At 47.5% G+C, this 15355-nt stretch carries 14 protein-coding genes; 10 read left to right on the forward strand and 4 right to left on the reverse strand.

What is annotated here, in order from left to right; genetic code table 11:
- Positions 1-31: 31 nt before the first annotated feature.
- Positions 32-688, reverse strand: coding sequence for a hypothetical protein (locus tag ACT6NV_RS01790; RefSeq protein ID WP_445385562.1), 657 nt, complete (start codon positions 686-688; stop codon positions 32-34).
- Positions 689-716: 28 nt separating this feature from the next.
- Positions 717-3347 (reverse strand): valine--tRNA ligase, encoded by a 2631-nt coding sequence (locus ACT6NV_RS01795; RefSeq protein WP_445385563.1) that lies wholly within the window; start codon positions 3345-3347, stop codon positions 717-719.
- A gap of 196 nt (positions 3348-3543) precedes the next feature.
- Between ACT6NV_RS01795 and ACT6NV_RS01800 the strand changes: the two genes are divergently transcribed.
- Positions 3544-3930 carry a DUF1573 domain-containing protein gene (locus ACT6NV_RS01800; protein WP_445385564.1) on the forward strand — a complete coding sequence of 129 codons (387 nt, stop codon included), beginning with the start codon at positions 3544-3546 and terminating at the stop codon, positions 3928-3930.
- 47 nt (positions 3931-3977) lie between these two features.
- Here ACT6NV_RS01800 and ACT6NV_RS01805 read toward each other — a convergent pair whose 3' ends face one another.
- On the reverse strand, positions 3978-5327 hold the full coding sequence (locus ACT6NV_RS01805) for an aspartyl protease family protein (RefSeq protein ID WP_445385565.1): 1350 nt from the start codon (positions 5325-5327) through the stop codon (positions 3978-3980).
- Between the two features lie 150 nt (positions 5328-5477).
- Between ACT6NV_RS01805 and ACT6NV_RS01810 the strand changes: the two genes are divergently transcribed.
- The 9 genes from ACT6NV_RS01810 to ACT6NV_RS01850 all read left to right on the forward strand — a co-directional run bounded on the left by ACT6NV_RS01810 (position 5478) and on the right by ACT6NV_RS01850 (position 14340).
- Positions 5478-6668 (forward strand): pyridoxal phosphate-dependent aminotransferase, encoded by a 1191-nt coding sequence (locus ACT6NV_RS01810; RefSeq protein ID WP_445385566.1) that lies wholly within the window; start codon positions 5478-5480, stop codon positions 6666-6668.
- On the forward strand, positions 6668-7681 hold the full coding sequence (murB, locus tag ACT6NV_RS01815; RefSeq protein ID WP_445385567.1) for a UDP-N-acetylmuramate dehydrogenase: 1014 nt from the start codon (positions 6668-6670) through the stop codon (positions 7679-7681). The genes ACT6NV_RS01810 and murB overlap by 1 nt, the downstream gene beginning before the upstream one ends.
- 234 nt (positions 7682-7915) lie before the next feature.
- A complete protein-coding gene (locus ACT6NV_RS01820; protein ID WP_445385568.1) occupies positions 7916-8482 on the forward strand; it encodes an RNA polymerase sigma factor in 567 nt (188 codons plus the stop codon).
- Positions 8479-9237, forward strand: coding sequence for an anti-sigma factor domain-containing protein (locus ACT6NV_RS01825; protein WP_445385569.1), 759 nt, complete (start codon positions 8479-8481; stop codon positions 9235-9237). The genes ACT6NV_RS01820 and ACT6NV_RS01825 overlap by 4 nt, the downstream gene beginning before the upstream one ends.
- A gap of 73 nt (positions 9238-9310) precedes the next feature.
- Positions 9311-9511: a membrane or secreted protein gene (locus ACT6NV_RS01830; protein WP_445385570.1), complete on the forward strand. Its 201-nt coding sequence runs from the start codon at positions 9311-9313 to the stop codon at positions 9509-9511.
- A 53-nt stretch (positions 9512-9564) separates the two neighbouring features.
- Complete coding sequence (locus tag ACT6NV_RS01835) at positions 9565-10143, forward strand: RNA polymerase sigma factor (protein WP_445385571.1); 579 nt, start codon at positions 9565-9567, stop codon at positions 10141-10143.
- 71 nt (positions 10144-10214) lie between these two features.
- Positions 10215-11090, forward strand: a complete 876-nt coding sequence (lipA, locus tag ACT6NV_RS01840) for a lipoyl synthase (protein WP_445385572.1) — start codon at positions 10215-10217, stop codon at positions 11088-11090.
- A gap of 23 nt (positions 11091-11113) precedes the next feature.
- Positions 11114-12127 (forward strand): type I glyceraldehyde-3-phosphate dehydrogenase, encoded by a 1014-nt coding sequence (gap, locus tag ACT6NV_RS01845; protein ID WP_445385573.1) that lies wholly within the window; start codon positions 11114-11116, stop codon positions 12125-12127.
- Positions 12124-14340, forward strand: a complete 2217-nt coding sequence (locus tag ACT6NV_RS01850) for an ATP-binding protein (protein WP_445385574.1) — start codon at positions 12124-12126, stop codon at positions 14338-14340. The genes gap and ACT6NV_RS01850 overlap by 4 nt, the downstream gene beginning before the upstream one ends.
- On the opposite strand, the gene lpxK is transcribed toward ACT6NV_RS01850, so the two are convergent.
- Positions 14337-15329 carry a tetraacyldisaccharide 4'-kinase gene (lpxK, locus tag ACT6NV_RS01855; RefSeq protein ID WP_445385575.1) on the reverse strand — a complete coding sequence of 331 codons (993 nt, stop codon included), beginning with the start codon at positions 15327-15329 and terminating at the stop codon, positions 14337-14339. The genes ACT6NV_RS01850 and lpxK overlap by 4 nt on opposite strands.
- Between the last annotated feature and the right edge of the window lie 26 nt (positions 15330-15355).

A 15355-nucleotide genomic window follows, 5' to 3' on the forward strand; every position in this document is an offset into this window, starting at 1 on the left:
TGGCAAAGATGAAGGTTTTTCAAGCTTTGGATTAAATATCGCAGTTCAGGCTGTACTGATCTTCCGCATCCTTTGTCCATAGCGCAGGAATGGCATCCAGTTGCTCCTGGCTCACCTGTATACAACTGAGCGGGTTCCCCTCTGCAGAAAAAGTGTTCAGGTCCGGACTGCCCGAAACATTGATTCGGTTCACATCATTATCTGCCAGGGTGAGCAATTGCAGGCGGTCATAAGCACTTACATCTATCTGGGTGATCTGATTTCCGGACAGGCCTATTTTTTCTATCGCATCATTTCCGATAGTAATTTGGGTAAGCGCATTGTTTTCGGCCCAGACAAAAAGTAATTGGGTATTGGAGGCCAGGTTCAGCTGGCTGAGCTGGTTGCCCCGAACATTCAAATTGACCAGGGCCGTAAAATCTGCAATCCCGCTGAGGTTCTGAATGCCTTTGTCCTCGATAATCAGGTCGGTCACTATCCGGATTCTGCTGGTAAGAACCGAGCCATCCACCTCATCGTCCAGGTTTAATTCGACCAGGGCCGTTTCAAAATTGGAGTCAGCTATTACGGTTCGCTCAGCTTCCGGGGGAAGCGGGCTCGGGCTCTCCTTTTCATCGTTCATGCCGTCTGTGGAACAGGAACCCAGAGTCAATAAAAAAACCAGTAAAAGCAAGGGGAACTTTTTCATAGCAAATATTTCTAATTGAGATTATACTTTATAATAAACTGGTCAGGCTTTTTTGCAAGGTATCGATTTTTGCCTCGGCATCAGCAGCTTTTTTGCGTTCCAGGGCCACCACCTGTTCCGGGGCATTGTTTACAAAGCGTTCGTTTTCAAGTTTTTTGCGGACAGATGCAAGGAAGCCCTGAGTATAATCCAGCTCTTCCTTTAATTTCTGAATTTCGGACTCCACATCCAGGCTGCCCTGCAACGGGATAAAGTATTCATTACTGCGCACCCGAAAGGAAATGGCGCCTTCAGTACCCTTATCCACATAGCTAATGTCCTGAATATTCCCGAGTTTGGAAATAATCAGATCCCATTTGCTATCGATACTGGTATCTTTAAGAACGTCCATATTGAGGGTGTCCTTAAATGGGATGTTTTTCTCTTTGCGAATGGTACGTACCCCCGCTACCACCTCTTTTGTGAATTCAAATTCCTTTAAAAGTTCAGTGTCAAATGCTTTCATCTTCGGCCAGGAGGAAATAATCAGCGCCGATTCGGGATTGCGCTCAGCAATGTGTTGCCAAACTTCTTCGGATAAAAAGGGCATAAAGGGATGCAGAATCCGCAGGTTATCTTCAAACAAGCCGATGACTTCCCCGTAGGTAACCGCATCTATGGGTTGCTGATAGCCCGGTTTCACGATCTCCAGCAACCAGGAACAAAAGTCTTCCCAAATCAGTTTATAGGTAGCCATCAGGGCATCCGAGATCCTGTATTTGCTGAAATGGTCTTCTATTTCCTTGAGGGTTGCATTGAATTTAGCGCGATACCAGTTAATCCCAAGCCTGGCGTGCTCCGGCTGGCTATCGGTTGCAACCTCCCAGCCTTTAACCAGTCTGAAAGCATTCCATACCTTGTTGGCAAAGTTCTTGCCCTGCTGGCAGAGCGCTTCATCAAACAACAGGTCATTGCCTGCAGCAGAACTCAGTAGCAGGCCTGCCCGTACCCCGTCCGCCCCGAATTTTTCAATCAGTTCCAGGGCATCGGGCGAATTGCCGAGGGATTTGGACATTTTGCGGCGTTGTTTGTCGCGAACCAGGCCAGTGAGGTAAACGGTTTCAAAGGGTTTCTCTCCCCTTAATTCATATCCGGCCATAATCATACGGGCCACCCAGAAAAACAGGATATCAGGCGCCGTGATCAGGTCGTTGGTTGGATAGTAATAGGAAACCTCCGGATTGTCGGGCTCCAGGATGCCACCAAAAACGCTGATCGGCCACAGCCAGGAAGAAAACCAGGTATCCAGCACGTCCTCGTCCTGTCTGAGGTCGCCCGACTGCAAGCCGGGGTTGCCTGATTGCTCCCGTGCCTTTACAAGAGCCTGTTCTGCAGTTTCCGCAACCACAAAATCGCTTTTTCCGGGGCCGTAATAATAGGCCGGGATACGCTGTCCCCACCAGAGTTGGCGTGAAATATTCCAGTCCCTGATATTCTCCATCCAGTGCCGATACGTATTTTCAAATTTTGAGGGTACCAGCCTGATGTCCCCGTTTTCCAAAACAGCCTTGATTGCCGGTTCAGCCATCGCTTCCATTTTGAGGAACCACTGGTCTGATAAGCGGGGTTCTATAACTGCATGTGTGCGTTCAGAGGTCCCGACACTATTGGAATAGGGTTCCTTCTTAAGTAAGAGTCCCTGCTGCTCCAATTCCTTTACCACAGCTTTCCGGGCCTCAAAACGGTCCATTCCTTCAAATTGCAGGCCGTTTTCGTTCAGGCTTGCATCTGCATTGAAAATATCGATAATGTCCAGCCCGTGCTTTTCCCCCAGGACGTAGTCGTTCTGGTCGTGGGCAGGGGTTATTTTCAGGCAACCCGTACCAAATTCCCTGCTTACGTATTCGTCCGGAATAACCGGCACCAGGCGGTTGGCAATCGGAACCCGCACCTGTTTTCCATGGAATTCTGAATATCTCTCGTCTTCCGGGTGCACACATACTGCGGTATCGCCCAGCAGGGTCTCAGGACGCGTGGTAGCGATAATTAATCGCTGATCCGACCCCTCTACAGCATAGGCAATATGGTACAGAAAACCCTGTTTTTCCTCATAATTAACCTCTTCATCGGAAAGGGTAGTCTGGGCTACGGGATCCCAGTTAACCATGCGGTAACCCCTGTAAATCAGTCCTTTTTCGAACAAATCCACAAACACGCGAATAACGGAGGCTTCCATATCCGGGTCCATTGTGAATTTAGTGCGCTCCCAGTCACAGGAGCAACCGAGTTTTTTGAGCTGTTGAAGGATAACCCCACCATATTTATGGGTCCAGTCCCAGGCGTGTTCCAAAAACGCTTCCCTGCCTATTTCTGTCTTTGAGACACCCTCCTCCCGGAGTTTTGCCACCACTTTGGCTTCTGTGGCAATAGAGGCATGGTCCGTGCCGGGGACCCAGCAGGCATTTTTCCCAAGCATCCGTGCCCTTCGGGTAAGGACATCCTGAATGGTATTGTTAAGCATATGGCCCATATGGAGTACCCCTGTAACATTGGGTGGCGGGATGACGATGGTATACGGTTCCCTTTCATCCGGGACTGAGTGGAAGTACCCGTGTTCTGTCCAATAAGTATACCATTGGCTTTCAACCCTTTTAGGATCGTACTTGGATGGAATATCCATATTTTGGTATGGTTTTTGAAATTGATACCTGGCTGAAAAATAATTACGGGACCTTAAGCGAAAATTGCACCCGGAGCCATTTTTTATGCCCTGTTGTAATACGAAACAAAAATAAGTAACGTTAGTAGATAACAAAAGAATTTTGGATGTTCCTAGCGCTTTAGTTACATTTGAGATTCACCCAAAACCTTTAGCAATGAAAAAAATAGTCGTTCTGCTGTTTGTTGGCCTACTGTCATGGAGCGTTTCTGCTCAGGAAAAGACGGCAAAAATTGAATTTAAAACAGAAACCGTTGACTACGGGGAAATCGCCAAGGGAAGCGATGGTGTACGCGTTTTTGAATTTACCAACACCGGCAACATGCCGCTGATCATTACAAAGGTAAGTTCGAGCTGTGGCTGTACCATTCCTAAGAAACCGGAAGCGCCTATTCAACCTGGGCAAACCGGGGAGATTCAGGTGAAATATGACACTAATCGCCCGGGTCCGATCCGAAAAGCGATTACGGTCATTTCCAATGCAGATACTCCTACCAAGATCCTGAAGATCAAGGGTATGGTCAAGGAAATCGACGGAAAATAATATAGATTAAGTGAATGAAATCCCTGCCAGACCGGCGGGGATTTTTTTTATTCCTTAAACAGCTCGTCTACCACAAAAGAAAATAGCAAATCCTTGTTGTACCGTTCAATCAGCAGTCTTACCCGCTTTCCTTTTTTTGAATTAATAAGGCCCATAACTTCCTGAAGCTGGTACCTGTGGACAGGCTTTCCATTTACAGCAAGGATTACATCGCCTTCCTTTAATCCCACTTCTTCGGCCGGGCTGCCGGCACGGATTGCAGATACTACTATTTCCGGGACCAGGCTTACCCGCGTCTGATCTCCCAGCATAATCTGTACGTTGCCGAATGCACTGTCATCTTTGCGAACCACTCCACTCACATTGGTTATGCGTTCTGCAACATAGCGCACCCCGGCATGTTCGAGTTCAATGCCTGCCAGGTTAAACTGAAAAGGTTCATTAAACAGTGCATTCTTGGAGAGGGTGATCTGCTGGCCCGGATAATCAATTACCATATTGAACCGCTTGAGTACTTCCCCTCCCAGGCTGCCATCCCGGTCTCCAATATTCAAAAGGGCCTGGAATGATCCAATATCGGGGAATGCGGCCTTGGCATCCTTTAATACGAAATCACCGATCCTGACTTGTTCTATGCGGGTCCTTTTCCCGAAAATGTTGCCACTAAGTCCCTTTCCGAGATAGTCCTCGTAATTCTGTTCGGGTACCCATAAGCCTTCCTCTTCTTTGGAAAACAACCATATGGCGTCACTGCTCCCTGTATCCATCAGCAGTTTTACCGGGATTTCCTCCTGACCCTGCAAGACCACTCCTCCCTTGATATAGGCTTTAAAGTTTTCGATCTCCAGCGGCAGGATGACTGTTTTGTTGCTGGTTTTTGGCTGATAGTAATCCGGATGGTGGAATCTGATAAAAGTGCGGTTATAATTGATTTCCACCACGTAATCCTTAAAGATATCATATCCGATGATCCCATGTATCGGAACTCCCAGGCTGGATGAAAAATTCATGTCCTTGTCCATCACAACATAGAGTTGCTGGTCTGTATTGGTAAGGTTCCCTATTCTAAAGGTATTCCCCACGGAACTCAGGGCTTCTATCGGTTTTCCTTCCCCAAGGCCTTTGATGCTGATCTGGGTTACATCCCGAAGCTCTATGGAGTCCTGATCATACAAATTGAATAAAATAGGTTTGCTCACTCCCGAATCCAGGATAAAACTAAGCTCTACCCCATTTACTTCCACCGGCACAATCATCAGGTTATTAATGAGCTTAAACGGCAATTTATTGCTTCGCTCCCTGGCGTTGGCAAGCACGTAATCCTGTCCCGAAACGGTTCCCGGGAAACAGAAAAACGCCAAGGCTAAAAGGCAAAATAAAATCGTTAAACGCTTCATAACTAATCACCTGTCTTTTAAAGTTAAGGAATTTTGCGGGTGGTTTTATTTTTTTAACATTCTGTTGGGGGCAATGGCAGGCTGAGTTCAACTGGTTTTAAGTTGTTTTGTCCGCAATCATTTCTCATTTTTGTCTAATAATTCAACACCATGCCGATCGTATCGAAAAAAGGCCAGTCAATGCCGGCCTCACCTATCCGTAAACTGGTGCCATTTGCCGAGGCTGCAAGGGCCAAAGGCATAGAGGTAATTCACCTGAATATTGGCCAGCCAGACATCAAGACGCCTCAAAATGCCCTGGACGCCGTAAAACATCACTCCCTGGAGGTGCTGGAGTACAGCAGGAGTGAAGGTTCGGAGAGTTACCGCAAAAAATTGGCGGCCTATTACAAAAAACACGGGATTCAGGTAGATGCCTCCGAAATAATTATAACCACGGGAGGGTCAGAAGCCCTCTCCTTTACGATGGCAACCATTGCGGACCCTGGGGACGAGATCATAATCCCGGAACCTTTCTACGCCAATTACAACGGCTTTGCCACGGCCATGGGAATTAAGGTAGTGCCTGTAGTTTCAGGTATTGAAGACAATTTTGCCCTGCCCCCTATCGAAGATTTTGAAAGTTATATCGGGCCAAGGACCCGTGCCATCCTGCTGTGTAATCCCGGGAACCCTACCGGATACCTGTATACCCGGGAAGAAATACAAAAACTGGCCAAACTGGTCAAAAAATATGACCTGTTCCTGATCGCAGACGAGGTTTACCGGGAATTTGCCTACGACGGGATGCAACACCATTCCATTCTGGCCGAACCAGACCTGCAGGCCCACGCCATAGTTGTGGATTCCGTCTCCAAAAGGTACAGCATGTGCGGGGCGCGGATCGGTTGTATGATCAGCCGCAACCGGGACATTATGCAAACAGCGCTGAAATTTGCCCAGGCAAGGCTCTCACCTCCCACCTTCGCACAAATTGCCAGTGAAGCCGCCCTGGATACCCCGCAGGAGTACTTCGATGAAGTGATCCGGGAATACACTGAGCGCCGCGACCTGCTGCTGGAAGAATTAAAGAGCATCCCGGGAATTAAAGTTGCCAAACCCCAGGGTGCTTTTTACTGCATGGTAGAATTACCCATTGCAGATGCGGACCATTTTGCACAGTGGCTGCTGGAAGACTTTCAGGTTGATGGGCATACGGTTATGGTGGCCCCCGCAGCCGGCTTTTATGCTACTCCCGGACTGGGTAAAAATCAGGTCCGTATTGCCTATGTCCTGGAGCAGTCCCTTTTGAGAAAAGCCGTTCAGATTCTGAAAGAAGCATTGTCAAAATACCCCGGTTGATGCAGAATGCCCCCCATGTTAGCCTGAAACCTTATAATACCTTTGGTATAGATGTAAAGGCTGCAAAATTCAGCTCGGCCCGGACTGCAGAAGAACTAAAGCGCCTCCTGGCACAGAAGGAATCCCTTCCCTTATTTATCCTCAGCGGTGGCAGTAATATCCTGCTTACCCAGGATCTTCAGGCACATGTGATCCACATAAACCTGCAGGGAAAGGAAGTCCTCGAAGAAAGGGAGGACAAAGTGATCATTCGTGTTATGGCGGGCGAAAACTGGCACCAATTGGTTTTATGGACCCTGAAAGAGGGTTACGGTGGAATTGAAAACCTGGCCCTTATCCCCGGAAAAACTGGCACGGCACCCATACAGAATATTGGTGCATACGGCGTGGAATTAAAGGACGTTTTTCAGGGCTGCCAGGCTATGGAGATCAGTTCAGGGGAGGTCCGGTATTTTGACAGGGAAGCCTGTCAGTTCGGTTACAGGGATTCGGTGTTCAAAAACGAATTGAAAGGAAAATACATCATCATTTCCGTTGACCTTGCCCTGAGCCTTAAAAACCACCAGTTGCGGACGGCCTACGGGGATATTGAATCAGAACTACAGGGGGTTCCGGCCGATTCACTTACCCCTGAACAGGTTGCAAATGCCGTTATTGCCATTCGCAGGCGTAAACTGCCTGACCCCGCCAAACTGGGAAACAGTGGCAGTTTTTTTAAAAACCCGGTTATAAGCGCTGCCCAATACGCAACTTTAAAAGAAAAATATTCAGACCTTCCGGGGTATTCACAGCCAGATGACCTCATAAAAGTTCCAGCCGGGTGGCTGATCGAAAAATGTGGCTTTAAAGGAGTGCGCAGGGGGGATGCAGGGGTACACTCCAGGCAGGCCCTTGTTTTGGTTAACTACGGGAATGCCAGCGGCTCAGAAATACTGGGGCTTGCCCGGGAAATACAACAAAAAGTCAGGGAAGACTACGGGATCGATTTGGTTCCCGAAGTAAATATCCTCTGAAAAAAGTAACCTTTCAGAAAAAATAACCCCCGGACCTTTAAGAGTTCCAGGGGTTATACCAAACCAAACTAACCAAAACAAAGCGCGCAGTTGGCAGCTGCACACTTAACTAATTAAAACTTGAGAATATCGGGTTGTAACAATCTATTTTCTAACTTTACGTTTCCCTATATACGGTAGAAACCGAGGTCCTGGATGCCGGAGAAAGGAATATTTCGGGTATCCCTCCAAATGATGAGCACACTTCTAGAAAAACATATTGTCGAACTTCTGGCAGAAGGTAATGAAAAAGCCATATCCCTGCTATATGAACACTACGGGGATACCCTATACGGCGTTGCCTACAAAGTGGTGAGGGATGAAGCCCTTGCCCAGGATGTACTTCAGGAAAGTTTTATCAAGATTTGGAAAAAATCTGACCGCTATGATGCTTCCAAAGCCAAGCTCTTTACCTGGCTCTTCAGGATTACCAGGAATACGGCCATTGACAAACTAAGAAGCCTGAGCACAAAATCGGATAAGGAAATCCAAATAGATGTTTCAAACGTATATAAGCTAGGTGAGGATGCCCTTAAGCCAGAGCTGATGGATATTCAGCGTCATCTGGGCAGTATTGAACCTAAATATCAGGTAGTGCTGGAAGCCCTGTTTTTTCAGGGGATGACACAGCAGGAAGCCAGTGATGAACTCGATATTCCCCTGGGGACCATCAAGTCACGCCTGAAGATCGGTTTAAGGGAGCTCAAAAAAATCTATGGCCCGGCAATGGGCCTGATTGCAGTTTTAATGCCATTGTCATGAAAGATAAAATACGCTTATTTCTCGAATCGGACCTGCTGGAGCAGTATTTGCTTGGGACGACCACAACAGAGCAGTCGCTCCAGGTAGAGCGGTATATCGCCATGTACCCCGAAGTCAGGGAGAATTACATGGAACTTCAGGAAAACCTGGAGGCCTATGCAAAATTGCACGCCCTGAAAGCGCCCGAAGGACTGAAAGAAAAAATATTGCAGAAAATCCGTGCGCAGCGCAGTGCGCGCAGAAAATTCCTGCGCTACGCCGTAGCTGCGAGTTTTGCTGCCCTCTTCTTTGCAGGTTCATCTTATTTTTTCTGGAACCAAAACCAGAACCTGCAACAGGAAAATGCCATTGTAAATAATAAAATCAGAACCCTGGAGGCAGATATGCGCGAGCAACTGGAAGACGTGCGCAACCAGTTTATTGTTCTGAATAACCCACAGACGCGAAAATACCTGGTCAATGGCAATAAAAAAGCCAGTGATCTAAAGGCAATCGCCTATATTAACCCGGTAAAGAAACTATCTTACATAAACGTGCGCAACCTGCCCAACCTGCCTGAAAACCAGTGCTATCAGATGTGGGCAGAAGTAAACGGGGAAATGGTGAATCTGGGCGTACTCAGGGATATAGACGATAAAGATAAATTACTGGCGCTGCCATATGCGGAAAAGGCCCTTGGGTATATTACCATTGAGCCAAAAGGGGGGAATTCAACTCCAACCGTTCAAAATATCGTGGCCAATATCCGATATTGATCCGGCCGAAGCCTTTACAAGAAATGGCCCCTGAAAACAGGGGCTTTTTTTATATCTTTGTCAAAATATCTGTATGAAACTAATACTGCTCACCATTGGTCTTCTCGCCCTTGCATTTGCTGGGATAGCCATTAAAATCTGGTCAAAAAAGGACGGGGAATTTTCCGGTACCTGTGCCAGCCAGAATCCTTATTTGAATAAGGACGGTGCTGCTTGTGGTATTTGCGGAAAATTGCCTTCCGAACAGGATTGCAGACAGGAAACCGCAGCCTGATTAAGGCCAATACCCTGTTTGGGGTACCATTATGTTCACCATAGTTTTATTTATTGTCTTCCGATAACGACATATTGCTTGAAACCATTGAAAAAGCCAAAGCCGGCGGACAGGTAGCCTATAGTCAGTTGCTGGATCAGTACTGGCCTGAGGTTTACGGGTTTCAGCTCAAAAGGACAAAGAATGAAAACGACGCAGAGGATATTACCATTCAGACCTTTGCAAAGGCTTTTGACAAACTGGGTACTTATGATTCGCAATACAATTTTAAGACCTGGCTCATTGCCATTTCCAAAAATCTGCACGTAGACCTGCTGCGCAAGCGCAAAAGGAATGTCCTGGAAAACACAGACCACCATACTTCAGAGGCTGTAAAACTGGTTTTGGATGATAGCCCCAGCGCTGAAGACCAACTCATTATCGAACAGAACCTCAAAACGCTGTTGCAGCATATCAAAGAGTTAAAACCCTCTTACCAGCAGGTTATCAACCTTCGCTATTTTCACGAATACAGTTATGCCAAAATAGCGGAAACACTTGATGAACCTGTCAATAACATCAAAGTCAAATTGCTGAGGGCCAAAAAGTTGCTTGCCCAGATGATCTCACAAAAGCCAAAGAACCCTTCTTAAGGATCCATAAGGTGTTTTTTCAGTAGTTTATCAGGCCTGAATTAGTTTGTATATTTGCGTAAAAATGAGCTATGAGCATTACCGCAGTTAAAGAAGCCGGCCCGGCAAAAGGAAAACCCAAATGGCTTCGGGTTAAATTGCCGACAGGGAAGAAGTACACCCAGCTTAGAAAACTGGTAGACACTTATAACCTGCATACCATTTGCACCTCAGGGAGTTGCCCTAACATGGGTGAATGCTGGGGGGAAGGCACGGCTACCTTTATGATCCTAGGGAATGTCTGTACGCGGTCTTGCGGATTTTGCGGTGTAAAAACCGGCAGGCCTGAAGACCTTGACTGGGCAGAACCGGAAAAAGTGGCCCGTTCCATCAAAATAATGGGGATCAGGCATGCGGTCATTACTTCGGTAGACCGGGATGACCTGAAAGACATGGGTTCAATTATGTGGGCGGAGACGGTTAAGGCTATAAGGAGAATGAACCCGGACACCACCCTTGAAACCCTGATTCCCGATTTTCAAGGTATTGAAACCCATTTAGACAGAATACTGGCTGTTGCACCAGAGGTTATTTCCCATAATATGGAAACGGTCAGAAGGCTTACCAGGGAAGTCCGAATTCAGGCAAAATATGAAAGAAGCCTGGGGGTACTGAAATATCTGAAGGAGCAGGGCGCCAGAAGGACTAAATCCGGCATCATGCTCGGCCTGGGGGAAACGGAAGAAGAAGTAGTTCAAACCCTTAAAGACCTCAGGGAGGCCGATGTGGATATTGTTACCATTGGCCAGTATCTGCAGCCCTCAAAGAAGCACCTTCCCGTTAAGGATTTTGTGACCCCGGAACAATTTGATGCCTATCGCGAAATAGGTTTGGAAATGGGCTTTCGCCATGTGGAAAGCGGTGCCCTGGTCCGTTCTTCGTATAAGGCTCACAAGCATATCGACTAACCTCCTTATCACTCCTTTGCTTTATGAAAAAAACCATTGCCGTAGGAATCAACGGTTTCGGTAGAATCGGGCGTACCCTGTACCGCCTGCTTTTGGATGTACCCCATATTAAAGTGGTTATGGTCAACGATCCGGCAGACACCCCTGCCCTTGCCCATTTGTTGAAATACGACAGTATTCACGGGGTGCTGTCTCATCCCATATCTGTGGAGGGTGACGATCTTCAGGCCGGCCCGCAGCGTACGCAGTTCACCCATTTCGATACACCGGAACAGATCCCCTGGGAAGCAGCAGGCGTAGACCTGGTAGTAGATTCCAGCGGGAAGTTTAAAACCAAAACTGCTCTTGAGGGGCATTTAAAAGGCGGGGCCAAACGGGTAATCCTGTCTGCTCCCCCATCCGATGAGGATATCCCCATGATTGTTTACGGGGTAAATGAAGAGGAGCTACAGGCTACCGATACCATCATCAGCAATGCCTCCTGCACCACCAATAATGCGGCGCCCATGCTAATGGTACTGGATCAGTTGTGCGGCATCGAACAGGCCTATATCACAACCATTCATTCGTATACCTCAGACCAGAGCCTGCATGACCAGCCCCACAAGGACCTTCGGCGGGCAAGGGCAGCAGGGCAATCCATTGTGCCCACCACAACCGGAGCAGCCAAGGCCCTGACACGGATATTTCCGCACCTGGCGCCGGTTATAGGGGGTTGCGGGATCCGCGTCCCGGTTCCGAATGGTTCCCTGACCGATATCACGGTTAACGTGCGTAAACCCACTAGTATTCAGGAAATTAATGCTACTTTTAAGAGGTTTTCTGAAAATGAGCTAAAAAACGTCTTATTTTATACGAAAGATCCTATAGTTTCTGTCGATATAAACAATAGTTGCCATTCCTGTACGTTTGATTCTCAGATGACTTCTGTTATCGGAAAGATGGTAAAAGTTATTGGTTGGTATGACAATGAAACTGGCTACAGCAGCCGGATAATCGATACGATAAATCTGATCTTGGATAAACAATATATTTGATTAGCTGCAGACGACATATCACCTTTGGAATTTTCCTGTTGTTGGGGCTGTTTATCGGCAGTTCTTTGTATGCCCAGGAATCCGCACAGATAAGGGCAGAATTTGATGCCCATATTGCCGCAGCCCGGTCTTACCGGAACCAGGACAAAATTGTTTTGGCCCTGGAAGCCCTGGATAAAGCAGCCGCCTGGGCCGAGGACAACCTGAAAGAAAAAGCCCTGATCGATTCCTATCATCACCTGGCCCTGCTGAACCTGGAAATAGGGAAAATTGAGGCGGCCATGCTTTACTGGGAACGGGTTACCCCCTTGCTTTCCAAGGTGGAATACCCTTACGGGATTGCCGTTTACAAATTCATAGAGGCCAAGTTACGGTTCCTGGAAGGAAACAATTTCCAGGCTATCAATAAATTGCTGGAGGCCAAAAAGGAGAGTAATGACAGGAACCTGTTAAACCTGATCACCCTTTTGGAGGGCGACATCTACCGGGTTATCGGGAAGTTTGATACCGCCAAGACCAACTATAATTCCCTTTTGGTCAATACGGATCCTTATGAAAAGGATTACCTCAAAACCAAGGCATATCTGGGCCTGAGCCTGCTGAACAGGGAGGAAGAAGACCTTAAAAGCAGTATTGAAAATGCCCGCAGTGCCCTGGAAATAGCGAGGACCAATGAGTTTTCAAAAGAAGTACTGCAGGCAAATGAATTACTCACTGAACTCTACGAGCGCAGCGGTCAGTATTCGCAAGCCTTGATCCATATTCAAAATATACAGCGCCTGCGGGATTCTCTGTATACTGTTTCCAAATTGGAGGTGGAGACTTCGAAATCGGACAGCATACAAATTAACTTCATGACAGAACAGCTCAAGCAGCAGGATGAACAGATCCTTCGCCTGAGTGAATCTGCCAACCGTTCTGAAATAACAGCTATCCTCACCTCGGCCTTCCTGACCATCATCTCTTTACTGGCCGTATCGCTTTACCGCAATAATCAGATAAAACTGAAGACCAACGACCTGCTCCAAACCAAGAACAGGGAATTACAGGCCGCCAGGGATTCTGCCGTTATGGCTATGGAGGCCAAAACCAACTTCCTGTCAACGGTTAGTCACGAATTGCGAACACCCCTGTACGCAGTTACGGGCCTGACGCACCTCTTGCTGGAAGAAAACCCAAGTGAGGCACAGAAAGAACACCTCAAGGCCCTGAAGTTCTCAGGAGACTACCTGCTGAACTTTATCAACGATATACTCCAGATCAATAAAATTGATGCGGATAAGCTGGAGCCTATGGAAGTGGAATTCAACCTTAAAAAGGTGCTGACAGAGGTAATGAACTCCCTGCAGCAGACCGCGAAGGAAAACCAGACGGAACTGATCCTGGATTACGACCCCCAAATACCAGGGCCGCTAATGAGCGATCCTTTAAAATTATCACAGATCTTTATGAACCTGGTGGGCAATGCCCTGAAATTCACCAAACAGGGAGAAGTTCTGGTACTGGCTAAACTGATTAAACTGGAAGATGACGTAGCCCACCTGTATTTTGAAGTACGGGATGACGGGATTGGTATCGATAAAGAGCAACAGGAGCATATTTTCGACAGTTTTGAGCAGGGGTCCATTCAAATCAACCGCGAATACGGTGGAACCGGCCTGGGACTTACCATCGTAAAGAGCCTGTTGGGGCTTTTTGGCAGCCAGATCAAACTGGAAAGCGAGCCCGGAAAGGGAAGCTCCTTCTTTTTTGAATTGCAGCTTAAATGCAAAGACACCCTTGTAGATGATATCCCCTTTGAAATCTCCGAAAAGGAATACGAGTTTGACGGGCTCAATGTGCTGGTGGTTGAAGACAACAAGATCAACCAGGTGATTACCAAGAAAATGCTGGCAAAGAAAAATATCAGCTGTGATATCGCGAATAACGGGACGGAGGCGATCTCGCTTGCCAAAACCAATGCCTATGACGGGATATTAATGGACATCCATATGCCGGGAATCAGCGGGGTGGAAGCCACTGCGGCCATACGGGAGTTTGACCCGGACACCCCCATTATTGCGCTAACAGCTATCTCCCTGGATGACAGTCTGGAAACCTTCTATGCAGCCGGATGTAACGATGTGGTCACCAAACCCTTTAAACCTGAATTGTTTTATCGGAAAATCGGGGAAAATATCGTGGAGCACAAAATGAAAAAAACCCTGAGTTAAAGGCCTGATAAAAAACCTTTGAAAAGTATCTCATCCTCTGGGGCAAAATGGTGTTTAACCCCTATTGTGATCATTGCATCCAGCTGTCCCCTGAGCCGTACTGCATCCTTCTCTGTAGTAATTACACACTTTTCCTTTTGCAGTTGTTTAATCTCCCCCGGGCTGAAATGGTGGTGGTCTGCAAATCGCAGATGCCGAAATTGCAGCCCAACCGACCTCAGATAGTTCAACAGGGGTTCCGGGCGGGCAATTCCGGTTACCACGGTCAAAGCGGTATCTCTTAAAGTATCGAGCTCTATGGTTTTCCCCCCAGGAGTCCTGGCCTGCTCATACGCGAGGCTGGCAAATAACAGCAACTGCTCTGAATGCAGCTTTAGTCTGTTGCGAATACGCTCACGGCTGGCATCACTGAGTTGTTCCGGAGATTTGGTAACCACCACCACATCGGCGCGGGATGCCTGCGATTTATGGTCGCGCAGGCTCCCTGATGGGAGGTAAAAGTCCTCCGTATACAGACTGTCATAGGTGGTAAGCAGGATACTGCCTCTGGGCTGAACACGCCTGTGTTGAAAACCGTCATCCAGGATAATCAGGTCAGGAGCCACCATCTCCTGAAGTTTTCGTATACCCCTTCTGCGGTTACCGTCAACAGCTATGGTAACCCTGGGGAATTTCAGGTAAAGCTGAGCTGGTTCATCTCCCAGATCGGCAGCAGTTTTGTCTTTTGCAGCCATTAAAAAACCTTTTGTTTTACGTCCATATCCCCTGCTGAGCACTGCTACTTTCTTTTTACCATCAAATTCGCGAAGCAGCCATTCTACCATTGGCGTTTTCCCGGTCCCGCCCACACTGAGGTTTCCCACACACAGAACAGGCGTGGAAAAAGAGATCGAGGTGAACCATCCCCAGTCATAGCATTTGTTGCGCAGGTAAACTACCAGGCCATAGATCAAAGACACAGGAAGCGCCAATTTTCGTATGAAGTTCATAAGAGCGAAAATAGTTTATTTATCTT

The sequence above is a fragment of the Robiginitalea insularis genome (assembly GCF_052497835.1).